We start from the raw sequence: 22,544 nt of genomic DNA on the forward strand, positions 1-22,544 counted from the left end.
ACGGCATGCGGTCTCGGAGCGCTCTCGCCGGTGACTACGATCGCCGTGGGCGAACCTCGCCGGACGTCGACCGCCGAACACGTAAGGTAGCCATATGGATACCTCCCTTGAGGTCCTGCACCGAGTGTTCGGCTACGACTCGTTCCGGACCGGTCAGCAGGAGATCATCGAGCACGTCGTCTCGGGCGGCGACGCGCTCGTGCTCATGCCCACCGGCGGCGGCAAGTCGCTCTGCTACCAGATCCCCGCCCTGGTGCGGCCGGGGGTCGGGGTGGTCGTCTCGCCGCTGATCGCGCTGATGCAGGACCAGGTCGACGCGCTCACCGCGCTGGGCGTGCGCGCGGGGTTCCTCAACTCGACGCAGGACTTCGGCGAGCGGCAGCGGGTGGAGGCGGCGTTCCTGGCGGGCGAGCTCGACCTGCTCTACCTCGCGCCCGAGCGGCTGCGGGTCGAGGCCACCGTGCGGCTGCTGGCCAAGGGCGAGATCTCGCTGTTCGCGATCGACGAGGCGCACTGCGTCTCGCAGTGGGGCCACGACTTCCGCCCCGACTACCTCGCGCTGTCGGAGCTGCCCACACTCTGGCCCGAGGTGCCGCGCATCGCGCTGACCGCCACCGCCACCCCCGCCACCCACGCCGAGATCTCCGAGCGGCTCGGCCTGGAGCAGGCGCGGCACTTCGTGGCCGGCTTCGACCGCCCCAACATCCACTACCGCATCACCACCAAGAGCGAGCCCAAGCGCCAGCTCCTCGACTTCCTGCGCGCCGAGCACCCCGACGAGGCCGGCATCGTCTACTGCCTGTCGCGCTCCTCCGTCGAGAAGATCTCCGAGTTCCTCGTCGACAACGGCATCGCCGCCGTCCCCTACCACGCGGGCCTCGACGCCCGCACCCGCGCCGCCCACCAGGCCCGCTTCCTGCGCGAGGAGGGGCTGATCGTGGTGGCGACGATCGCGTTCGGGATGGGCATCGACAAGCCCGACGTACGCTTCGTCGCCCATCTCGACCTGCCCAAGTCCCTTGAGGGCTACTACCAGGAGACCGGGCGGGCCGGGCGCGACGGGCTGCCCGCCACCGCCTGGATGGCCTACGGCCTTCAGGACGTCGTGCAACACCGCCGCATGAGCCTCGAAGGCGACGACCAGCACCGCCGTCGCCAGGCGCACCACCTCGACGCGATGCTGGCGCTCTGCGAGACGGTGGCGTGCCGCCGCGTCATGCTGCTCGACTACTTCGGCCAGAGCGGCACCCAGCCGTGCGGCAACTGCGACACCTGCCAGACGCCCCCGGAGTCCTGGGACGGCACGGTGCCCGCGCAGAAGGTGCTCTCGACCGTGCTGCGGCTGGCCCGCGAGCGGCGGCAGAAGTTCGGCGTCGGCCAGATCGTCGACATCCTGCTCGGCAAGACGACCGCCAAGGTGCTCCAGCACGGCCACGACTCGCTCAGCGTGTTCGGGGTCGGCGCCGAGCTGGGCAACTCCGAGTGGCACGGGGTGGTCCGGCAGCTGCTGGCCCAGGGCCTGCTGGCGGTCGAGCCCGACTACGGCGCTCTCGTCCTCACCGACGCGAGCGCCGAGGTCCTGCGCGGCCGGCAGGAGGTGCCGCTCCGCCGCGACGCCCAGCGGCCCGCCCGTGCCGCCAGACCCGCCGGGGGCAAGGCCCGCCCCGCCGTCGACCTGCCGGCGGAGGCCGCGCCGGTGTTCGAGCGGCTGCGCTCCTGGCGGGCCGCCACCGCCAAGGAGCAGGGCGTCCCCGCCTACGTCATCTTCCACGACGCCACCCTGCGCGAGATCGCCACGCTGGCGCCGACGTCACTGTCCGCGCTGGGCACGGTCAACGGCGTGGGCGAGAACAAACTGGCCAAATACGGCGAGCAGGTGCTGGAGACCCTGGCGGGTGACGCCGCGCCGTGACCGCCGGCCGCTCGGTCAGAGTTTCATCTCCAGCTCGATCCAGTAGACGGCGTTGATGTGCTGGGCGAAGTCCGCGACGACCTCGGCGGCGTACTGCCCGCTGTTACGCGGGCCGACCTGGAGCGGGCGCCCCTGATAGTTCGCGCTGATCCGGTAGCGGCCGAGAGGGACGTCCACCAGGCCCGACCCGTCCGGGGTCCGAATCGCCCTCCGGGTGATGGTCTGTCCGGCCGACCCGTCGGCCAGCGGGCCTTCGGGGGTGAGCGTGACCTCGACGTTCTCGTCCTCCAGATAGACCTCTGGATTCTGCGGGTCGACGTTGTCCAGGTAGAACAGCACCGAGCTGCCGTAGTGGCCGAGGCCGTCGGGCCTTTCCCCGGTGAGTTTCCAGGTGAAGTTCCTGACCGCGCCGGTCGGGCCGGCGAAGGAGGTGTCGTCCTCGGGGGCGAGGTCGATCGCGTACTTCTTGCCGTTGAAGTCGATCTTCATGCTGGCCGTCACGTGGAACGTGGCCGCGACGTCGGTGTCCACCCGGTAGAAGCCGTCGGCGTCGGTCGACACGATGAGATTGCTGTTGTAGAGGAGCTGGTTGTCGGCGGCGATCTCGGCGCCCTGGATCGGCCTGCCGTCCGCCCCCACGACCCGGCCCTTCAGCACGCCGGCCTCGACCTCCAGCGTGCCTTTGTCCTGACCCGCCTCGACCTCCTGGGTGCCTTTGCCCTGCTCCGCGCTCACCTGCGTGCTGACCGGAACCGGTCCCCCTGTCGTGATCACGCAACCGCCCAGGGTCACCGTCAGCATGCCGGCCAACAACAGTCGTCTCATGCCGGCAACCTAGTTAGACGATCTTGCAGTGGACTTGCAGCGCGTTGTGGGGCGAAGGCGGTACAACCAGCCATCGGGCAGGCACGTGCCACGACCGACTGGCCCTGACTCGGCCACACCCACGGGGACTGCTGGGAACCTTCCGGGGCGGCCGGTTGTAGAAGAGGCATGGAGTTCTCATGCGGTTGACGATGGTGGTCGCGGCGCTCGTCCTGACGGCCGGCTGCACGGCGTGCGCCCAGACGACGGCGGTCACCGCCTCGCCGAACGGGCCGACCACGCCAGGCCGTCCCTCACCAGGCCAACCGACCGTAACGAGCGGTCCCCCGCCAGGTGGGCCGACTGCGGTGGGGAGCCCTGGCGGGCGGGTTACCGGTGGCGGGGCCTCGCCTGGGTCGGTCGTGGCCAGGGAGACGTGTGGTGGCACAGCGCTGCTTACCTCTGCCGGGCTTACGGAGGTGCGCGGGACTTCGCAGGGCGCGGAGTTGTGGGGGCTGCTGTTCGCCGAGGTGCCGTTCGAGCGGGGCAAGGAGGTCAAGATCGTCTGGCGGATGACGGGCGAGGGCCCGCTCAAGGCGTCGGCCTCGCTGCCCAGCGGCGAGCGGGCCAAGCTGGTCTGGCTGGAGGAGCACGGCGGGTCGAGCTGGCAGCGCCCCGGCTACGAGTGGGGCACCGGCTGGGTGTTCCCCAAGGCAGGCTGTTGGAAGGTGAAGCTGTCCAGAACCCACGGCTCGGGCCACGTCTGGCTACAGGTCGGCAAATCAGCCCGCATACCCGGCTGAGCGGTCGGCTTCCCAGCACGCCCCGCCGGCTGAGCCGTCAGGTATCGGGCTGCGGTGCCGGTGAAGGTCGGTTTCGGGCTGCGGTGCCGGTGAAGGTCAGGTTGTCAGTACGCGGTCGATGAAGGTCGTCACGTCGGCCAGGACCTCGGCCTTGTTCGTCTCGTTGAACACCTCGTGCCTGGCCTCCGGGTAGATCAGCTCGGTGAGGTCGGAGCCCCGGATCTCGTCGATGCCGATGCGGGTGCCGGTGAGGGGGACGAGGCGGTCGTCGGCGCCGTGGATCCAGAGGGTCGGCAGCGCGCCCAGGGGGCCCGCCTTGGCGATGGCCTTGATGGTGGCGTCCAGTGCCCGCAGGGTGAGGCGTTTGAAGGGGCCGTGCCAGACGAGCGGGTCGTGAGCGTAGGTCTCGCCCACCGACGGGTCGCGGGAGAGCGTGGCGGTGTCGAGCGGGGTGTCGGGGAGTTCGTCGAGCGCCAGCAGCGTGCCGACCACCTCCCATTCGCCCAGGACGGGGCCTGACAGCACCAACGCGGCGAGGGTGTCGCCGTAACGCTGGGCGTAGCGGGCGGCGATGAGGCCGCCCATCGAGTGGCCGATGACGACGACGGGCAGGTCCGGATGGTCGGCCCTGGCCCGCTCGTCCACCGTGCGGACGTCGGTCACCACGTCCTCGTAGTCCTCGATGAGCACCCGCTCGCCGTCGGACCTGCCGTGCCCGAGATGGTCCGCGCCGTAGACGGCCGCGCCATGGCGTACGAGGGTGTCGGCCACATGCTCGTAGCGGCCGATGTGCTCGCCATAGCCGTGGACCAGGATGGCGACGTAGCGCGGGTGCTCGTTCGGCCACACGCGAGCCACGATCCGCCCCCGCGTGCCGGCGAAGCCGTACTCCCGAGATTCCGCCATCCTTCGGCCCCCTGTCCGGATTTCGTGGTGAGCGTACGACGTGGCCTCCCCGCCGTCCAGGCGGCCACCCGCTCCGAGGTCCGAAAACCGCCGACTTTCCGCGTGCCGCCGGTGTTGTAAGAGGTATGACCATCAACACAGCCGACTGGACGGCCCTGGCCGGGGAATTGGACGCGCACGGGTGCGCGCTGACGCCGCCGGTGCTCACGCCGGCCGAGTGCGCGAGCGTCTCCGGCCTGTACGACGAGGCCACCCGGTTCCGATCCACGATCGACATGGAGAGGTACAGGTTCGGGCGGGGCCAGTATCGCTACTTCGCCCACCCGTTGCCGCCGCTGGTCGCGCGGCTGCGGGCGGCCTTCTACCCGAGGCTGCTGCCGATCGCCCGTGACTGGGCGGCCAGGCTCGGCAAGCCAGCGCCGTGGCCCGACAGCTTCGACGAGTGGCTGGACCTGTGCCACCGGGCCGGGCAACCGAAACCGACGCCCATCCTGCTGCGGTACGGGCCCGGCGACTGGAACGCGCTGCACCGCGACCTCTACGGGGATCTGGTGTTCCCGCTCCAGGTCGTCATCGGGCTGGACCGGCCGGGCGAGGATTACGCGGGCGGCGAGTTCCTGCTGGTCGAGCAGCGACCTCGGGCTCAGTCGCGCGGCACGGTGACCATGCTGCCGCAGGGCCACGGGCTGATCTTCACCACGCGTGACCGTCCGGTCAGATCCGCGCGCGGCTGGTCGGCCGCGCCGGTCAGGCACGGCGTCAGCACCGTACGCTCAGGCCGGCGCCACACGCTCGGCCTCGTCTTCCACGACGCCGCTTGACACCGGAGCTGGAGACACTCATGGAGCTGCTCTCCTCGACGCGGCCACGAGTAGAGGCGGTCGTGGTCGGCCTCACCCGTCCCAGCCGTGACGTCCCGCTCCTGGCCGGCCACACCCGTCCCAGCCAGGATGTCCAGGCCCCAGGCAACCACAGCCGTGGCGTCCCCGTTCCGGCCGTTCATGGGCGGAACGCCGCCGCGCAAGCGGAGGCGTCCGCCCAGACGGAGGCGTCCGCCCAAGCGGAGGCGTCCGCCCAGACGGGGGCGTTCGCCCAAGCAGAGGTGTTCGCGCAGGTCGAGGCGTTCGTGCGGGCGTGGGGAGGCACCGTGCTGGCCGTGGTGGACTGGCCGGAGGAGGCGGCGTCCTGGCTGCGGCAGGCCAGGCGGTTCGCCGCCGGGCCGCCCGACGCGTGGGTCGTCGCCGGAGCGCCCCTGGGCTGGGCCCGGATGAGCACCCGCCTGCGGCAGAGCACGGACTGGGCACCGGAGCGCACGTTCGGCTTCGCCTCCACCGCCCGCGCCGTCGCCCTGGTCCAGCCGGGAACGCTCGAAGGCATGCGCGGGGCGGACGAGGACGGCGGCGTCTGGCGGCTGGGCCGCAACCTGATCCACCGGGAGCGCTAGGCGGGTGACTGGTCCGTGACGTAGTCGAAGTCGTCGTAGGACAGCGTGCGGCGCAGGATCCGGACGATCTTGCCCGGGTCGTCGTGCGGTCCCGGCACGTAGAACGGCCTGCCCTGCCTGCCGAAGGTGATGGCCGACGGCCCTTCCCACGCGCCGAGCAGAGCGGCGGGTGCCGCGAACTCCTCGTCGGACTTGAAGCCGAGCGTGCGGGCATAGTCGGTGGAGCCGAGGACGAGGTGTCGGGCGAGCTCGATCGACGCCTCCTGATAGCCCTTGTACTCGCCGAAGAAGAACTCCCTGAACCGGCGCAGCTCCCGCTCGTCGAACACCTCGGGGCCCATGTAGTTCTTGACGCCGGTGCAGTAGACGTCGGCCAGGAAGCCGGCGACCGACAGCTTGTCCCAGCCGTGGCGCCTGGCGACCAGCACCGACACCATGCCGCCCTCGCCGGCGTCGGGCGCCTCGTCGGTCCAGCCGTGGGCGGGGTCGACGCCGAGGCCGACACTCCAGCCGACGTTGACCCAGCAACCGACCAGCTCGGGCTCGCGCTCCGGGTCGGCGCTCTCGGCCGCGATGGCGCGCACCAGCGGCGCCACGGCCGACGGCGGCACCTTGAGCGTGCGGGCGATCTCCTTCGGCGAGCGGCCCTCGGCTCTCAGCTCGCGTACGCGGTCCTTCAGTTCTGCGCTGTCCACCCGCGCAGACTATCGGTGAACCGGCCCCCACCCTCGCGGCACGCTCACCACCAGGAAAGGACCTTCAAGTGACGCGCCCTTACCCCGAAGCCTGAAGGCGGCATGAAGGGGATCGTAAGCGCGGCCCGGCATCGTGATGGTCATCAAGCCGCACCGCCTCTCCCGAAGGGCCACACCATGATCCAGACCGCCGAGTACGAGATCACCCGCGTCTTCGACGCCCCCCGCCAGCGGGTCTTCCAGGCGTGGACCGAGCCCGAGCACTTCTCCGCCTGGTTCGGGCCGCACGGCCTGACCACCCCCGTGGACCGGGTCGCCATGGACGTGCGCCCCGGCGGCAGGTGGCAGGCGACGCTCTGCGGCGAGGAGGACTTCGAGGTCACTCTGGACGGCGCGTACCGCGAGGTGGCGGCGCCGGGTCGCCTCGTCTTCACCACCGGCGACCCCGACAACCCCGGCGACGGCCCCGCCTCCGTGGCGACGGTCGAGCTGACCGAGACCGGCGGCAGGACCACGATGTGCTTCCACCAGTGGGGCGTGAACACCGACCAGGAGCACGCCGACGAGGCCAAGGTGGGCTGGCTCGAGTTCTTCGACCGCCTGAACGACCACCTCACGTCCGCGTGATCCGGACGACCCTCACAGCGCGGCGGCGTCGTCCAGTTTCACGGTGCCGCCCTGCTCGTACGCCTCGGCGAACGCCCTCTCGCCGAGGGCGTCGCGGGCAGCGCTCGTGATGCGGTCCAGGTCCTCCTGCTCCGAGGGGCCCGCGGGGGTCTGGTTGAGGTCGCGGGCGGCCGCCGCGAGGCCGAGGAGACGGGCGGCTCTGTCGTACGATCCCTCGGCCGCGAACGCGCTGGCCGCCCCTTCCACGGCGAACGCCGAGGTCCGTGGGTCGCCGATCCGCTGCGAGGCGTCGAGCGCCTCCCGGTGCAGCTCCAGGGCCGCCGCCGGGTCGCCGCGGCGCTCGGTGAGCAGGCCCAGCTCGACGAGGGTGCTCGGCACGTGCAGGGCGGGCTCGACGCCGGGGCCGCGCGGCACCCCGTCGAGCAGATGGCGCAGGTGCTTGTCCGCCAGCTCCAGCTCGCCCGCCCGGCGGGCCGAGAAGGCGACGCCCATCTCGCACATGATCTGATCTTCCCGGTAGCCCTGGTCGACGGACAGCCGCAGCGCGCTGCCGCACAGCTCCAGGGCCTGGTCGTAGTCGCCGGCCTGCATGGCGACCCAGCCCAGCCAGAACGTGCGCCGGGCGGCGTCCGCCCAGAGGCCGAGCTCCTGCGCCATGCGCAGGCCCTGCGCGAACAGCTCCTTGGCGCGGTCGAGGTCGCCGACCGTCTCGGCCAGTCCGGCCAGCCACTCGGTGGCCTGCAGCAGGCCCCAGCGGTCGCCCAGCTCCCTGAACAGCCGGGCGCTCTCCTCGCAGACGCGCTCCAGGGCGGCCAGGTCGCGGCGGGTGAAGTGGTCCTTGGCCTGCAGGCTGAGCGCGGCGGCGATGCCCCACCGGTCGCCGGTGGCCCGGAAGGTGACCAGCGCCCTGTCCAGCAGCTCCAGGCACAGCGGTAGGTCATGCACGCTCATCGCGAGGAACAGCACCGCCCTGGCCCGCCGGCCGGGGTCGGCGATCCGGTCCGGCAGCGGCTCCCAGTCGGCCTGCTCCCCCAGCAGCAGCGCGAACCCGGCGTTCCACGCGGCTGCCCTCGCCCTGACATCGCCGCCGTCCCCGTCCCCGTCCCCGTCCCCGGCGTGCCCCGCCTCACGTCGCTCACCGGCGTCGCCTGCGGCGGTCAGCGCGGCTTCCAGCGCCCGTCTCGCCTCGGCCAGGCGGCCGCGGAGGAACCAGTGCCACGCCATCGCGTTCACCAGTCGCAGCGCCAGGTCGGCCGCTCCCTGGTCCACGGCGGTGTTCACGGCGGTGTTCACGGCGGTGTCCAGGGCGGCCCGGAGGTTCGCGGACTCGGCGTCCAGCCGTCGCAGCCACTCCCGCTGCTCGTGGCCGTACAGGTGGGGCTCGGCCTCCTCGGCGAGGCCGGTGTAGTAGGCGGCGTGCGCGAGCCGTACGGCGTCGAGCTCGCCGGCGTCGGCGAGCTTGGTCACGCAGTAGTCCGCCACCGATTCCAGCAGCCGGTAGCGGACGCCCGCCGCGGCGTCGACCACGACCACGAGCGACCGATCGACCAGCCGGGCCAGCACATCGAGAACGTCCGGCCCGGCGACCCCGGAGCCGGAGCCGCAGACGGTCTCGGCCGCCTCCAGGGTGCAGCCGTCGGAGTGCACCGCCAGGCGCCGGAGGACCACGCGTTCCGGCTCCGTCAGCAGTTCCCAGCTCCAGTCGATCACCGCCATGAGCGTCTGCTGCCGCTGCGGCGCGCCACGCTGCCCCGAGGCCAGCAGCCGGAACCGGTCGTCGAGCCGGGCCACCACGCCCTGCACGCCGAGCACCCGTACGCGGGTCGCCGCCAGCTCCAGCGCCAGCGGGATGCCGTCGAGCCGCCTGCACAGCTGCGCGATGGCCGGGGCGTTGGCCGCGTCGAGCGCGAACCCGCGTGCCGAGGCGGCGGCCCGCGTCACGAACAACCGCACGGCGTCCGAGCCGGCCATGATCGCCAGGTCGGTGCTGCCGGGGACACCGAGCGGCGGCACCGCCCACAACGTCTCGCCGTCGATCGACAGCGGCTCCCTGCTCGTCGCCAGGATCCGCAGCTCCGGGGCGGCCCGTAGCAGCAGCTCGGAAAGCTGCGCGGCCTGCTCGACCACATGCTCGCAGTTGTCCAGCACCAACAGCATGTGCCTGGCGCGCAGCGCGTCGGCCAGCAGGTCGGTGGACAAGGCCGCGCCGGTGTCCTGCCTGATCTGCAACGCCGCCATGACGACCTCGGCCAGCGACGTCGTGCGCCGGTCGACGGGGGCCAGCTCCACCAGCCACGCGCCGTCGGGGAAGTCGTCCACCAGGCGGCTCGCGAGCTCCAGGGCGAGCCGGGTCTTGCCCACGCCGCCGGTGCCGGTGAGCGTGACCAGCCGCTCGGACTGGACGAGGGAGCGTACCTCCGCCAGGGCCTCACCCCGTCCGATGAGCTTGCTGAGCGAGGCGGGCAGGTTGGTCGCGGGGCGTTCGGCGGGCAGGCTCAGCGCCGGGTCCTGGCCGAGTATCGCCTGGTGCAGCGCCACCAGCTCGGGTCCTGGGTCCAGGCCGAGCTCCTCGGCCAGCCGGTCGCGCAGCTCCGCGTAGGCGGCGAGCGCCTCGCTCTGCCGTCCCGCCCGGTACAGGGCGCGCAGGTGCGCGGCGCGCAGCCGCTCCCTGAGGGGGTGCCGGGCCACCAGATCGCCCAGTTCGCCCACCAGCAGGCCGTGCTCGCCGAGCTCCAGCCGCGCCTCGGCCTGCAGCTCCAGGGCGGTCAGCCGCTGCTCCTCCAGCCGGAGGATCGCGCCCCGGGTGTGCTCCTCGTCGGCGAAGTCGGCGTACGCGGGCCCCCGCCACAGCGCGAGCGCGTCGGCGAGCAGCCCCGCCCGGGTGCCGGGGCCGCCGGCCGCCTCGGCGCGCGCGAGCAGCTCGGCGAAGCGGGTGGCGTCGACCTCGGCGGCCCGGAGCAGGTAGCCGGGGGGCTTGGAGACGACCAGGTTCTTGCCGCCCGGCTCGGCGTCCTCCAGCGCCTTGCGGAGCTGGGAGACGCGGACCTGGAGCGCGCCGGTGGGGTTGCCGGGCGGGTCGTCGCCCCACAGGTCGTCGATCAGCCGGTCGGCGGAGACGGGATGGCCGTCGTGCACCAGGAGGTCGGCGAGGAGCGCGCGCACCTTCGTACCGGGGATCGTGACGGCCTCATCGGCGTCCGTCCACACGGCCAGCGGCCCAAGCACCCCAAAACGCATACTCGTACCCTATGGGCGAGTGCGGGGCGTAAGCGGCTCTCTGGCCCCTAGGGGTGGGCGTCCGGTGGGGCTTTTCTCGCGGAGCCTCGGTAGAGGTCCGGGTCGTAGCGGCGTTCGCTGGAGGCCAGTTTGGCCTCCGCAGCCTCGATGAGGTCCACGCCGAGGACGTCCGCCAGCCGTACCAGATAGTTGGTCACGTCGCCGAGCTCGGCGGCGATCCTGGCGAGCGTCTGCGGGTCGGGGGCGCGGGACTCCTCGGCGGTGAGCCACTGGAACTCCGCCACCAGCTCCCCGACCTCGCCCGCGAGCGCCATCGCGAGATTCTTGGGCGTGTGGAACCTCTCCCACTCCCGGACCTCGGCGAACTCCTGCAACCGTGCGGCGAGCCGCTCCAACTCCGTCACGGAAGACGACACTACCCACACGACTCGCTCACAGGTCCGCGTCGTGGACGAGGATGGCGGCCTGGACGCGGTTGGTCAGGCCGAGCTTGGCCAGCACGCGGCTCAGGTGCGCCTTCACCGTCGCCTCCGAGAGTCGTAGCTCGCGGGCGATCTCGGCGTTGGACAGGCCGCGGGCCACGGCCCTGATCACGTCCTCCTCCCTGCCGGTGAGGGAGGCGAGCCGGTCGCGTGCCGCCTCGGCCCGGGAGGGCGCGCGACCGACGAAGGCGTCGATGATCCGCTTGGTCACCGCGGGCGAGAGCATCGCCTGGCCCGCCGCGACCGTGCGCACGGCGGTGGCGAGGTCGCGCGGCGGGGTGTCCTTGAGCAGGAAGCCCACCGCGCCGAGCCGGAGCGCCTCGTGAACGTACTCGTCGAGGTCGAAGGTGGTCAGCATGACCAGCTTGGGCGGGTCCGGCGCGGCGAGGATGCGGGCGGCGGCCGTCAGCCCGTCGGTGCCGGGCATCCGTACGTCCATGAGGACGACGTGCGGTTTGAGCCGGAGGACGGCCGTGGCGGCCTCGGCTCCGTCGCGGGCCTCGCCGACGACCACGATGTCATCGGATGCCTCCAATATCATCCTAAGTCCGGATCTGACCAGGGCCTCGTCGTCGACCACGAGCACCCGGATCACGCGGCGGCCTCCGCCGGGATGGTGGCGAGCACGCCGAACCCGCCGTCCGCACGCGGCCCCGCCTGAAGCGTGCCGCCCAGCAGCTCCACCCGCTCACGCAGCCCCGCCAGCCCCCACCCGGAGCCGGGCAACGCCCCGGCGGCGGCCGGCGCCCCGCCCCCGGCAGACGGACCGGCGCCGCCCCGCCGTGACACGTCAGCGCCGGGAGCCGGCAGGTCAGCGCCGCGCGGCGGCAGGTCGGCGCCTCGCGGCGGCAGGTTGTGGATCTCCACCTGGAGCTCACCCGCCAGGAAGCGGAGGTGGACGTCGGTGCGGGCGTCGGCGGCGTGCTTGTGGACGTTGGTGAGCGCCTCCTGTACGACGCGGTAGGCGGTCCGCTCCACCGTCGCGCCGAGCGGGCGGGCCTGGCCGTGGTCGTGCCGGACGACGGAGATCCCGAGCGAGCGGGTCTGGTCGAGCAGCCGGTCGAGGTGGCCGAGCGTGGGCTGCGGGCTCAGCGGCACGGGCTGGTGCGGGGAGCGGAGCACGCCGAGGATCTCGCGCAAGTTGGTCAGGGCCTCTCTGCCGATGTCGCCGATCATGGCCGCGGTGCCGGCCGCCTCCTCGTCGCCGGATCTCACTTCGAGGGCGCCGGCGTGCAGGACCATGAGGGAGACCCGGTGCGCGACGACGTCGTGCATCTCCCTGGCTATCCGGGCCCGCTCCTGGGTGCGGGCCTGCTCGGCGCGCATCACCTGCTCGCGCTCCAGGCGGTCGGCGCGCTCCCTGGCCGCCGCGAGCACCTCGCGTTTGGTACGGATCCAGAGCCCGAACACCAGCGGCAGACCCACCGTGCCCGCCGCCATGAGGGTGGCGTTGGCCGGCGTGGCGGTCACCGTCTCCCGGATCCCGCCGGTCAGCCGGCCCACCACCACCGACGCCGCCATGGTGAGCGCCGCCACGACCAGGTAGGCGACCAGGTCCCGGGTCCTGCGCCAGGACGTACCGACGTAGTAGGAGGCGACGACGAGCGGCGGCCACATCACCAGCGACGGGTAGACGACGGCGGCGACGAGGGTGAGCGGCCACCACGAACGCCCGGCGTGCCAGGCGGCCAGGCCGGCCGCCGCCGCGGCGGCGGGCACGAGCGCGGCCGGAGGGGCGGGCGTGAAGCCCTGGCCTCCGGCGACCGCCATCAGGCAGGTCACGAACACCAGCGCGCCGAGCGCCGCCGGCACACTGCTCCGCATCCGTTCCCTCCACCGCACGACGTCAGGGTACGGCGCGGCGGGCGTGCCCGGCCTGGGCCGATCGGCTACGGGGAGGGGCGACGAAAGGAGTATGTTGCCGGAGGTCGAAGGAGGTGGTCGTCATCGAGCGCACGGTGATCGACGGGCGGATCGCGGACGGGGCCGAGGTGGCTCTCGCCCTCAAGGCGCGTTACGGGCATTTCACGGCGATGCAACTGCGGGGCGGCCGGGTGCGGGGGCTGGGCCGCCATCTCGACCGGCTCGGCTCGGCCACGCGGGAGCTGTTCGGCCAGGAGCTCGACCGGGATCTCGTCGTGGACTCGATCAGGGCGCTGGAGGTCGTGGACGCCGGCGTGCGGGTGTACGTGTGCGAGGCGGACGGGCTGCGCGTGCTGGTGGGCTCCGGTGAGCCGGTGCGTCTGGCGGCCACGCCGAAGGGGCTGCGGTCGGTGCGCTACCAGCGCTTCCTGCCGCACATCAAGCACACCGGCGGCTTCCCCCAGGCCTATCTGCGGGCCCAGGTGCGGGCGGAGGGCTTCGACGAGGCGCTGCTCACCGGGGACGACGGGGTGATCTCCGAAGGGGCGATCACAAACCTGGGCTGTTTCGACGGCGAGCGGGTGATCTGGCCGGACGCGCCGATGCTGCGCGGCATCACGATGCAGCTCATGGAGGCCGAGCTGGGCCGGGCCGGGGTGCCGTGCGAGCACCGGGTGCTGCGGACGGGCGACCTGCCGGCGTTCGGCGCGGTGTTCCTGACGAACTCGTGGGGCGTGATGGCCGTGGACCGGGTGGACGACGTCGCGCTGAAGGTGGACGAAGGGCTCATGGCCCGGCTGACGGACCTCTACGACGCGACGCCCTGGGACGCCATCTGAGGTGACGCCTCGGCTGGGATGGCCCGGCCGGGGTCGAGCCGGTTGAGCAGGAAGGCCAGCGTCGCGCCGTACACCACGTGGCCGGCGGCCATCACGCCCTGCCGGCCGGGGTCGTCGCGCTCCAGGGGCGGCAGCGCGCTCAGCCGGGGCGCCCAGCCCGCGTAGCTGACGACCCAGATCAGCAACGCGTAACCGACGCCGAGCGGCATCCGGCCGCGCCGCCTCCTGCACAGCAGGCCGAAGGCGGCGCCCGAGGCGGCGCCGAAGGCGAGGTGCGCGACCGCGCCCAGCACGCCCTCGCCCTTCTTGCGCCGCCGCTCGCTGCCGGGCAGCAGGCCACGGACGATGTGCTTGGGCGGCTGGCCGTGCATGAGCCCCGCCTTCTCCCCCGTGACCATGACCGTGCTCATCGCCGCGGTGGCGAGCGTGCCGCTGACGGCTCCGTTGACGAGTTCGCGCATCATGCCGTGCGGCTGCCCGCCTCCCCAGGCGCGAAACGGCCGCCGGGCCGGAACCCGATGAAACTACCCTGAAACGCTCGCCCTGGAACGCTACGCGGGCAGCGCCGCGGTGCTCTCGCGGACGATGAGCTCGGTGGCGAGCTCCACGCGACGCGCCTCGGGGGTGTCGCCCCGGCGCATGGCCAGCACCGTCCGGGTGGCCAGCGCCGCCATCTCCTGTAAGGGCTGACGGACCGTGGTCAGGGGCGGCCAGGCGGACTTCGCCAGGGGCAGGTCGTCGAAGCCGACCACGCTGAGGTCCTCGGGCACCCGCAGCCCGCGCTGGCGAGCCGCCTCGAAGACGCCGAACGCCTGCAGGTCACTGCCCGCGAAGATCGCAGTGGGCGGGTCGTCGAGGGAGAGCAGCGCGTGGCCGTGGTCGTGGCCGGAGTCGACCAGGAAGGTGCCGCGGCGGATGAGCTCCGGCGAGGCGGGCACGCCGGCCGTCTCCAGGGCCGCGCGGTAGCCGTCTATCCGGGCCTGGCTGCACAGCATGTCGGCCGGACCGCTGATCATGCCGATCCGGCGGTGGCCGAGCTCCAGCAGGTGGCGGGTGGCGGCCAGGCCGCCGTTCCAGTTGGTGGCGCCGACGGAGACGACGCCCGGCGCGGGCTCACCGTCGGGGTCGACCACCACGAACGGCAGCGTACGGGCGCTGAGCTGGTCCTGGACCCCGAGCGACAGGCGGGAGGCGACGATCACCACGCCGTCCGTCCTGCGCCCGGCGAGCCGTTCGAGCCAGTCGCGGCCCGGCCCGGCGTGAGTGTGCAGAACGGAGATCACCACGCTCGCCCCGGCCTCGTGGGCGGCCATCTCGGCGCCGCGCACGATCTCCATGGCCCAGGGGGACTCCATCTCGGTGAAGACCACGTCGACGAGGCCCGCGCGGGTCTCGTCCTGGCTGATGCGCCGCTGGTATCCGTGCTTGTGCAGCAGCCGCTCGACGCGGTGCCTGGTCGCCGGAGCCACTTCGGGCCTGCCGTTGATGACCTTGGACACCGTGGGGATCGACACCCCGGCCTCTTCGGCTATCAGAGCGATCGTCACCCGCCTTTTCGCAGACATGATCCGAAGTTTAGCCGAAAGTTTCGGGATCACGATGTCAGGGGTCCATGATCCGGGTCAGGACGACTATTGACGAATATCACACCAATATTTATGCTCCGGACACGACGAAATTATCGGGGGGTTCACGAAACTTTCGCCAGCCGGGGAGGAACCCCTATGAAACGAACTTTCGCCTTGATCGCGGCCGCCGCACTCGTGGCGGGCTGCGGAGGCGGACAGGCCGCCGCACCCGAGGCCGACGCCAGCGGCGGAGCACCACAGAAGGTCACCCTGGAGTGGTGGCACCTGTCGACCGCCGATCCCCTCAAGACCGTCTACGAGACCAGGGCCAAGGAGTTCCAGGCCAAGTACCCCAACGTCACCATCAAGATGACGGTGCTGGAGAACGAGGCCTACAAGTCCAAGGTCACCACGCTCACCCAGTCCGGCAAGGCCCCCGACCTGTTCGCCACCTGGGGCGGCGGCGTGCTCAAGCAGCAGATCGACGCCGGGCTGGTCAAGGACGTCTCCGCCGACGTCGCCCCCGTCCTCGACACCTTCACCAAGGCGTCGCTCACCGCCTACCAGTTCGACGGCAAGACGTACGCCCTGCCGGTGGACATCGGCATGGTCGGCTTCTGGTACAACAAGAAGCTCTTCGAGCAGGCGGGCATCACCGAGCCGCCGGCCACCTGGTCGGCCTACCTCGACGCCGTCAAGAAGCTCAAGGCCGCCGGGATCACCCCGATCGCGCTCGCGGGCAAGGAGAAGTGGCCCGGCCACTACTACTGGGCCTACCTCGCCATGCGCATCGCCGGGCTGCCGGCGCTCCAGCAGGCCGGGGTCGACCACGACTTCACCAAGCCGGAGTTCGTCCAGGCGGGACAGCAGCTCAAGGCGCTGGTGGACCTCCAGCCGTTCCAGAAGGGCTTCCTGGGCGCCAGCTACTCCACCCCCGACGGGCAGGCCGCCACCGTCTCCAACAGCAAGGCCGCGATGGAGCTGATGGGCCAGTGGGCGCCCAACGTGCAGAACGACAACGGCAAGGGGCTCGGTGACGACCTCGGCTTCTTCCCCTTCCCCGCGGTCGAGGGCGGCAAGGGCACGATCACCGAGGCGTTCGGCGGAGGCGGCGGCATGGCCGTCGGCGCCGACGCGCCCCCCGAGGCCCTCGAACTGCTGAAGTTCCTGACCGAGACCGGCAACCACACCAAGGCCGTCGAGGCGAACGCGGTGCTGCCGGTGCTCAAGGGCGAGGAGAGCGCGGTCAAGGATCCCAACCTCAAGGTGGTGGCCGAGTCCCTGGCCGGCGCCACCGGCTTCCAGCTCTACCTCGACCAGGCGTACCCGCCGGCCGTCGGAGCGGAGGTCAACGACAGCGTGGCCGAGCTCTTCGCGGGCACCAAGACCCCCGAGCAGGTCGCGGCGGACATCACCGAAGTGGCCAAGAGCGAATGACGACCGTCACCCGTAGGCCGGAAGCGGCGACGCTTCCGGCCCACGCCCGCCCCACCCGGAAGAGGGGGCGCGGCCTACTGACGATCATCCTGTTCGTGCTGCCCGCGCTGGTGCTGTTCCTGCTGCTGGTGGTGGCCCCCATCCTGGTGGCGGTCTACGCCAGCGGCTTCAAGTGGAACGGCTTCGGCGGGCTGCCCACCGACTTCATCGGCTTCGACAACTTCACCCGGCTGCTCCAGTCCGAGATCTTCCTCACCGACCTGTGGCACCTGCTCGTCCTGGTCGTGCTCTGCGTGGTGGTCCAGCTGCCGTTCGCGCTGGGCATCGCCATGCTGCTCAACCAGCGGATCCGCGGACGCTCCATCTACCGGATGATCTTCTTCGCGCCGTACGTGCTGTCCGAGGTCATCACCGCCGTGCTGTTCTCGCTCATCCTGTCGCCCACCTCCGGGCTGGCGAACGAGATCATCGGCATCGTCGGGCTGGAGTCGGAGTGGCTGTCCGATCCCGACACCGTGCTGCTGTCGCTGTTCCTGGTGCTGACGTGGAAGTACTTCGGCTTCCACATGATGATCTACCTCGCCGGGCGGCAGAACATCCCGAACGAGCTGATCGAGGCCGCCAAGATCGACGGCGCCGCGGGCTGGAAGGTGTTCCGGTACGTCACGCTGCCGCTGCTCGGGCCGACGATCCGGATCAGCGTGTTCCTCTCGGTCATCTACACCATCCAGCTGTTCGACCTGGTCTGGATCCTCACCGAGGGCGGCCCGGCGCACGCCTCCGAGACGCTCGCGGTCACCATGTTCGACGTCGGCTTCGACCGCGCCCAGGTGGGTTACGCCAGCGCGATCAGCGTCGTGATGTTCGTGCTCAGCTTCGTCTTCGCCCTGGGATACCAGCGGTTCGTGATGCGCCGTGACCTTGAGGGCGCGACCACCGCGATGGGAGACAACCGTTGAAGCGCACCACACTCCCCCTGCACGCGATCGCCTGGGTCGTCGGCGCGTTCATCCTCGTCCCGATCGTGTACGCGCTGCTCGGCGGCTTCAAGGGCACCGACCAGCTCTCGGTCAACCCGTTCGGCCCGCCCAGCCCGTGGAACACCGGCAACTACACCGAGGTGCTCGCCGAGGGGTCGTTCTGGCGGCAGATGTGGAACAGCACGTTCATCGCCGTGCTCACCACCTTCGTCACGGTGGCGCTGTCGGCGATGGCGGCGTTCGTCTTCGCCAGGTTCGCCTTCCGGGGCAGGGAGCTGCTGTTCACCCTCTTCACCGCCGGGCTGATGTTCCCGTTCGCGGTGGCCATCCTGCCGATCTTCGTCATGCTGCGCACCCTGAACCTGCTGGACAACCCCTGGGGCGTGATCCTCGTGCAGGCCGCCTTCGGGCTGCCGCTGACGATCATCATCCTGCGCGGGTTCTTCCGCAGCATCCCGGGCGAGATCGAGGAGGCGGCCACGCTCGACGGCTGCGGCCCCTTCGCCTTCTTCTGGCGCATCCTGCTGCCGATGGCCCGCCCCGCGCTGGCCACCGTCTCGGTCCTGGCGATCGTCGGCAGCTGGAACAACTTCATGCTCCCGCTGGTGGTCTTCAGCGAAGAGCTGAGCTGGACGCTGCCGCTGGGCATCCAGCAGTTCCAGGGCCAGTACAGCTCCGACACCTCCCGAATCCTCGCCTACCTGGTGCTGGCCATGGTGCCCGCACTGGGCTTCTACGCCATCGCCGAGCGCCACCTCATCGGTGGCCTCACCGCGGGCGCTACGAAAGGATGACCATGCTGCATGTCTCCGGAGCGCGGCTCTTCGCCGGCGATCAGCCTGTACGGCTACGCGGGGTCGGGCTGGGCGGGTGGATGAACCTGGAGAACTTCATCACCGGTCATCCGGCCAACGAGTCCGCCATGCGCGCCGCCGTACGAGAAGTGCTGGGCGAGGAGCGGGCCGCGCTCTTCTTCGACCGGCTGCTCACCTCCTTCTTCACCGACCAGGACGCGGCGCTGCTGGCCGGGCTGGGGATGAACTGCGTCCGCATCCCGATCAACTACCGGCACTTCGAGTCCGACGACCGGCCCTTCGAGGTCATCGAGCAGGGCTTCCACCACCTTGACCGGGTCATCGACCTGCTCGGCGCGCGCGGCATCTACAGCGTCGTCGACCTGCACGCGCTGCCCGGCTCGCAGAACCAGCACTGGCACTCCGACAATCCCACCCACATCGCCGCCTTCTGGCAGCACCGGCACTTCCAGGACCGGGCCGTGCACCTGTGGGAGGCCATCGCCGACCACTACCGCGACCACCCCTGGGTGGCCGGCTACAACCCGGTCAACGAGCCTGGCGACCCCAGCGGCAAGGTCATCGGGCCGTTCTACGACCGTCTGGTGAAGGCGGTGCGCGCGGCCGACCCGAGGCATGTGCTCTTCCTCGACGGCAACACCTACTCCACCGATTTCTCCATTTTCCGGGAGATGTACGAGAACACCGTCTTCGTCTGCCATGACTACGCGCTGGCCGGGTTCGCCCACGGGGGCGGATATCCCGGCTTCACCCGTGGGAAGTGGTGCGACAGGAACGAGCTGGAGCGCACCTTCGACAAACGGTCGCGGTTCCAGCGGGAGACGGGCACGCCGCTGTGGGTGGGCGAGTTCGGGCCCGTCTACACCGGCCATCCGGAGCCGGACAAGGAGCGCTACCAGATCCTGCGGGACCAGCTCGACATCTACGACGCCCATGACGCCGGATGGTCGCTGTGGACGTACAAGGATGTCGGCTTGCAGGGGCTGGTGCACGCGAGCGGGCCGTACCTGGAGCGGTTCGGCGCCTTCATCGACAAGAAGCGGCGGCTGGGCGCGGACAGGTGGGGCTCCACCATGGAGGAGGCGGGCGACCGGCTCAGCCCGCTGCACACACTGGTGGAGACGGAGTTCCCCGGCTGGAACCCCTACCCGTGGGGCGCCCGCTACCAGACCGACGACCTGATCAGGCACATCCTCATCGCCCAGGCGCTGCTGCCGGAGTACGCCGAGCTGTTCCGCGGACTCGACGACAGTGAGCTGCTGGCGCTGGCGGACTCGTTCGCCCTGGAGGGGTGCGTGCGCCGGCAACCACTGCTCGACCTGCTCGCCGCCAACCTCGGCGGGGCGTCAGGGGGTCCAGGCGACTGAGACGAGGGTCGGCACGGCGCCCTGCCTGCAGGCGGCCTGGACGAGCATCGGCGAGGTCAGCGGGGCGGGCAGGTCCAGCTCCAGCGTGTTGCCGGTCGTGGACCGGGTCGGCATGGGCAGGACACCGTCCTGCACGCTCATGATCCGCACCACGGTGGGCGCCGCGGTGCACAGGGCCTCGCGGGCGGCGTGCCGCAACCGCCTGGCCTCGCCTCCGGCCCGGCGCAGGGCCCGCCGCATCAGCGCGCGGTCCCTGGCCGTGGCCGGCCTGCCGGTGCTGAGGTCGGCCCGGCTGCCGAGCCGGACGGTCAGCCGGCCGCCCGAGCCGAAGACGCCGAGCGGGACGGGGTTGACCACGAACAGGCCGCTGCGCATGGTACGGACGCCGCGCCGGTTGAGGTTGGCCAGGCCGCCGGAGCTGACCAGGGACAGCAGCTCGCAGCGGGCGGCGTCCAGCTCCTCGCCCTGCCGGGCCGCCTTCGGCTCCGGGACCTCCTCGAACGCCACGCTGTCGATGCGCAGGCCGGCCGTGCCGCCCTCCATGACCGAGCCCGCCACGGCCTCGCGCAGCTCCGGCGAGACGTCACGGCCCTCGGCGACGTCCAGGATCTCCACGCACACCAGGCCGTCCTCGGGCACCTCCTCCGGCATCAGGTCGAAGACCGCCTGGCCGCTCTTGATGCCGGGACCGCCCTTCAGCAGCACGCACTGCCGCAGCCGTCCCTGCGCCCGGACCTGGATGAGCCGCTGCGGCAGGCGGGCCGCCTGGACCCGGCCGTCCAGGTGCCAGCCGGGGAAGGAGGTCTCGTCCAGCGCCAGCGCCACCTTGACCCGCAACCACCGCTCCCTGGTCGCGACCTTGAACCCGACCAGCCCCGAACGCTCGAACCGGCCCAGGATCTGCTTGCCCCGATGGAACTGGTCGGCCACCTGCAGCGCCGCCGCCTGCCCGCCGAACACCTCGATCGGCGGCGACAGCGGCACGATGACCTCGTCGAGCTCGGTGGCGGGGCCGGTCAGGAGAGTCGTGGTCATGATGCGCCCCTCGATGCGGTGAGGGCCTCGGCGAGCCCTGCTGGATCATGGAAGTCGAACCTGCTGAGCACGGGATCACGCCGCTCCCACATGCGGCGCACCGCGCGGTGCAGCGGGTCGCCGTCCCGCTCCACGTGCCGCATGCTGACCGACAGCGCGCGCAGATACTCCTCGCCCTCGCCCAGCTCCCAGTGCGGCAGCAGCGGCGAGGACACGTCGGCGCCGCTACGCCGCAGCCACAGCCACAGCCGGGCCCGCTCGCGCTGCTCGGGCGCCAGCAGGGACTCGCCCTTGGTGTGCCTGGCGACCGCCTCGGCGAGCAGCCGCCAGTAGTCGGCCCGTGTCTCCGCCACGTGCGACAGGCCGCAGCCGCTCCACTCCGACCAGCCGGCCTGGATCACCGGGATGCCGAAGGCGGGCAGCTCGCAGGCAGCCCGGCCGCGTACCGTGACGCCCACGTCGGTCATGCTCCACAGCATGTTCTTCGACAGCGCCCGCCTGGGCATGAAGGCCAGGTGCGGGCGGCGGGCGTGGCGTTCGGCGAGGGCGGCGAAGTGGCCGGTCGAGTCGTGGCGGTCCTGCTCGGGGTGGTCGAGGAAGAGCCAGTTCACGGCGTCCTCGGCCGCCGCGAACTCGGCGGTCTCCTCGCACCATTCCGCGAAGTCGTCGAATGTCTCCCGGTTCATGCCGACGGCGTCGGAGACGGCGTGCTGGAAGACGGTGATGGTCGGGCGGTCCGGGTCGAGGCCGAGCCGGTCGCAACCGTGCCCCCGGAGCTGACGCCGCTCGGTCTCGGTCCGCAGCTCGAAGGAGTTCACGCTGCCGCCTCGCCACCAGCTCCCCCGATCGCCCTTCACCCGCCAGGCCACCAGCTCCGCGCCCGGCCTGATGAGGTCCCGGTACGGCCAGACGCACTCGTCGAAGTAGCGGGCCAGGCGACCGGTCAGCACCTCGCGGAAGCCGCCCGCGCCAGGCGTCCCGGCGACCGCGGACGTGCCGAGGTCCGCGTGAGTGCCTGGGTCCGCGTGGGGGAAGAGTGCGTACGCTCCCAGCGACCCGGTGCTCTGCGTGTGCACGACCGGTACGTCCCTGCGCATGGCCGTCTCGACCGCCAGCCCCCACTGGTCGTAGTCGACCTGGCCGGTGACGAGGGCGACGGGCGACAGCTCGGCGAACAGCCGGTCGTAGACGGCCGACAGGGCCCTGGCACGCCCGCGCCTCGCGTGGTGCCGCTCGTCCTCGGCCCCGGGCAGCCTGGGCATCCGGCTCAGCCGGAGCAGCGTCGCCCGCTCCAGCGCCTCCAGCGCCGCCGAGCCGATCCCGTCGGCAGGACTGTCCCCCTCGTCGGCGAGCCGCCGGTCCACGAGGTCGTGCACGTCGATGATCTCGGCCGCGCCGAACGCCTCGGCCAGCCGGCGCACCCGCTCGACGTCGAACCGCTCCCACAGCACCCCGCTCAGCTCCCGGTCGGTGCCGGTGAGCACGACCAGCCTCGCGGAGGTCACGTCGCAGATCGCGTTGGCGAGCAGAAGGTTGCGCACGACGAGCCGGACGTCCTGCTGCATGGCCTCGACCACCACACAGGCTCCCGGCCGGTGGTGACGTTTGCCCCAGTAGGCGCTCGCCGCGGAGAGCAGCCGCTCGAACTGCTCCCCGCCCCCGACAGAACTCATCAGATACCTCCGAGGAGACCCCCGCCTTCAGGCGGGAGAGGAATCGAACCCCTGCGA

Annotated in this window: 21 protein-coding genes; 10 read left to right on the plus strand and 11 right to left on the minus strand. The window is 71.6% G+C overall.

The features are described 5' to 3' along the window. Positions 1-94: 94 nt before the first annotated feature. A complete protein-coding gene (gene recQ, locus ACIBQX_RS30540; RefSeq protein WP_397010489.1) occupies positions 95-1,912 on the plus strand; it encodes a DNA helicase RecQ in 1,818 nt (605 codons plus the stop codon). A gap of 15 nt (positions 1,913-1,927) precedes the next feature. On the opposite strand, the gene ACIBQX_RS30545 is transcribed toward recQ, so the two are convergent. Further along, positions 1,928-2,737 (minus strand): carboxypeptidase-like regulatory domain-containing protein, encoded by an 810-nt coding sequence (locus ACIBQX_RS30545; protein ID WP_397010491.1) that lies wholly within the window; start codon positions 2,735-2,737, stop codon positions 1,928-1,930. Positions 2,738-3,195: 458 nt separating this feature from the next. Between ACIBQX_RS30545 and ACIBQX_RS30550 the strand changes: the two genes are divergently transcribed. Next, on the plus strand, positions 3,196-3,519 hold the full coding sequence (locus tag ACIBQX_RS30550; RefSeq protein ID WP_397010493.1) for a hypothetical protein: 324 nt from the start codon (positions 3,196-3,198) through the stop codon (positions 3,517-3,519). Positions 3,520-3,615: 96 nt separating this feature from the next. Here ACIBQX_RS30550 and ACIBQX_RS30555 read toward each other — a convergent pair whose 3' ends face one another. After that, the gene (locus ACIBQX_RS30555; protein ID WP_397010495.1) at positions 3,616-4,425 is read right to left on the minus strand and encodes a lysophospholipase; all 810 of its coding nucleotides are present in this window, start codon (positions 4,423-4,425) and stop codon (positions 3,616-3,618) included. 125 nt (positions 4,426-4,550) lie between these two features. Here ACIBQX_RS30555 and ACIBQX_RS30560 point away from each other — a divergent pair, with 125 nt between their 5' ends. Both ACIBQX_RS30560 and ACIBQX_RS30565 read left to right on the plus strand, forming a co-directional pair. Then, positions 4,551-5,246, plus strand: a complete 696-nt coding sequence (locus ACIBQX_RS30560) for a 2OG-Fe(II) oxygenase (RefSeq protein WP_397010497.1) — start codon at positions 4,551-4,553, stop codon at positions 5,244-5,246. 20 nt (positions 5,247-5,266) lie between these two features. Beyond that, on the plus strand, positions 5,267-5,869 hold the full coding sequence (locus ACIBQX_RS30565) for a hypothetical protein (RefSeq protein WP_397010499.1): 603 nt from the start codon (positions 5,267-5,269) through the stop codon (positions 5,867-5,869). On the opposite strand, the gene ACIBQX_RS30570 is transcribed toward ACIBQX_RS30565, so the two are convergent. After that, positions 5,866-6,564 (minus strand): helix-turn-helix domain-containing protein, encoded by a 699-nt coding sequence (locus tag ACIBQX_RS30570; RefSeq protein WP_397010501.1) that lies wholly within the window; start codon positions 6,562-6,564, stop codon positions 5,866-5,868. The genes ACIBQX_RS30565 and ACIBQX_RS30570 overlap by 4 nt on opposite strands. Positions 6,565-6,741: 177 nt before the next feature. On the opposite strand from ACIBQX_RS30570, the gene ACIBQX_RS30575 reads away from it, so the two are divergent. Further along, positions 6,742-7,191 carry an SRPBCC domain-containing protein gene (locus ACIBQX_RS30575; protein WP_397010503.1) on the plus strand — a complete coding sequence of 150 codons (450 nt, stop codon included), beginning with the start codon at positions 6,742-6,744 and terminating at the stop codon, positions 7,189-7,191. A gap of 12 nt (positions 7,192-7,203) precedes the next feature. On the opposite strand, the gene ACIBQX_RS30580 is transcribed toward ACIBQX_RS30575, so the two are convergent. Genes ACIBQX_RS30580 through ACIBQX_RS30595 form a run of 4 tightly spaced genes read right to left on the minus strand, consistent with a single transcriptional unit; the run spans position 7,204 to position 12,734 of the window. Beyond that, on the minus strand, positions 7,204-10,428 hold the full coding sequence (locus tag ACIBQX_RS30580) for a BTAD domain-containing putative transcriptional regulator (protein ID WP_397010505.1): 3,225 nt from the start codon (positions 10,426-10,428) through the stop codon (positions 7,204-7,206). Between the two features lie 47 nt (positions 10,429-10,475). Then, positions 10,476-10,832, minus strand: a complete 357-nt coding sequence (locus ACIBQX_RS30585) for a nucleotide pyrophosphohydrolase (RefSeq protein WP_397010507.1) — start codon at positions 10,830-10,832, stop codon at positions 10,476-10,478. Positions 10,833-10,860: 28 nt separating this feature from the next. Beyond that, on the minus strand, positions 10,861-11,505 hold the full coding sequence (locus ACIBQX_RS30590) for a response regulator (RefSeq protein ID WP_397010509.1): 645 nt from the start codon (positions 11,503-11,505) through the stop codon (positions 10,861-10,863). Beyond that, a complete protein-coding gene (locus ACIBQX_RS30595; protein ID WP_397010511.1) occupies positions 11,502-12,734 on the minus strand; it encodes a sensor histidine kinase in 1,233 nt (410 codons plus the stop codon). The genes ACIBQX_RS30590 and ACIBQX_RS30595 overlap by 4 nt, the downstream gene beginning before the upstream one ends. 113 nt (positions 12,735-12,847) lie before the next feature. Between ACIBQX_RS30595 and ACIBQX_RS30600 the strand changes: the two genes are divergently transcribed. After that, positions 12,848-13,612 (plus strand): aminotransferase class IV, encoded by a 765-nt coding sequence (locus ACIBQX_RS30600; protein WP_397010513.1) that lies wholly within the window; start codon positions 12,848-12,850, stop codon positions 13,610-13,612. On the opposite strand, the gene ACIBQX_RS30605 is transcribed toward ACIBQX_RS30600, so the two are convergent. Beyond that, entirely contained in the window at positions 13,582-14,076 is a 495-nt protein-coding gene (locus tag ACIBQX_RS30605; protein ID WP_397010515.1) for a DUF6789 family protein, read from the minus strand. The two genes, ACIBQX_RS30600 and ACIBQX_RS30605, sit on opposite strands and share 31 nt — an antisense overlap. Positions 14,077-14,163: 87 nt before the next feature. After that, complete coding sequence (locus ACIBQX_RS30610; protein WP_397010517.1) at positions 14,164-15,177, minus strand: LacI family DNA-binding transcriptional regulator; 1,014 nt, start codon at positions 15,175-15,177, stop codon at positions 14,164-14,166. Positions 15,178-15,336: 159 nt separating this feature from the next. Between ACIBQX_RS30610 and ACIBQX_RS30615 the strand changes: the two genes are divergently transcribed. From ACIBQX_RS30615 to ACIBQX_RS30630, 4 genes are read left to right on the plus strand one after another with little or no spacing between them, the layout of a single operon-like run. Further along, on the plus strand, positions 15,337-16,617 hold the full coding sequence (locus ACIBQX_RS30615) for an extracellular solute-binding protein (protein WP_397010519.1): 1,281 nt from the start codon (positions 15,337-15,339) through the stop codon (positions 16,615-16,617). Next, positions 16,614-17,576 (plus strand): carbohydrate ABC transporter permease, encoded by a 963-nt coding sequence (locus ACIBQX_RS30620; RefSeq protein WP_397010521.1) that lies wholly within the window; start codon positions 16,614-16,616, stop codon positions 17,574-17,576. The genes ACIBQX_RS30615 and ACIBQX_RS30620 overlap by 4 nt, the downstream gene beginning before the upstream one ends. Continuing rightward, positions 17,573-18,391, plus strand: coding sequence for a carbohydrate ABC transporter permease (locus ACIBQX_RS30625; RefSeq protein ID WP_397010523.1), 819 nt, complete (start codon positions 17,573-17,575; stop codon positions 18,389-18,391). Before ACIBQX_RS30620 ends, ACIBQX_RS30625 begins: the two co-directional genes overlap by 4 nt. A 2-nt stretch (positions 18,392-18,393) precedes the next feature. Then, positions 18,394-19,779: a glycoside hydrolase family 5 protein gene (locus tag ACIBQX_RS30630; protein WP_397010525.1), complete on the plus strand. Its 1,386-nt coding sequence runs from the start codon at positions 18,394-18,396 to the stop codon at positions 19,777-19,779. Here ACIBQX_RS30630 and ACIBQX_RS30635 read toward each other — a convergent pair. After that, positions 19,759-20,814: a hypothetical protein gene (locus tag ACIBQX_RS30635; RefSeq protein WP_397010527.1), complete on the minus strand. Its 1,056-nt coding sequence runs from the start codon at positions 20,812-20,814 to the stop codon at positions 19,759-19,761. The two genes, ACIBQX_RS30630 and ACIBQX_RS30635, sit on opposite strands and share 21 nt — an antisense overlap. Continuing rightward, positions 20,811-22,487 (minus strand): hypothetical protein, encoded by a 1,677-nt coding sequence (locus tag ACIBQX_RS30640; protein ID WP_397010529.1) that lies wholly within the window; start codon positions 22,485-22,487, stop codon positions 20,811-20,813. Before ACIBQX_RS30640 ends, ACIBQX_RS30635 begins: the two co-directional genes overlap by 4 nt. Between the last annotated feature and the right edge of the window lie 57 nt (positions 22,488-22,544).

The sequence above is a fragment of the Nonomuraea sp. NPDC049714 genome (assembly GCF_044465295.1).
Taxonomy (GTDB): domain Bacteria; phylum Actinomycetota; class Actinomycetes; order Streptosporangiales; family Streptosporangiaceae; genus Nonomuraea.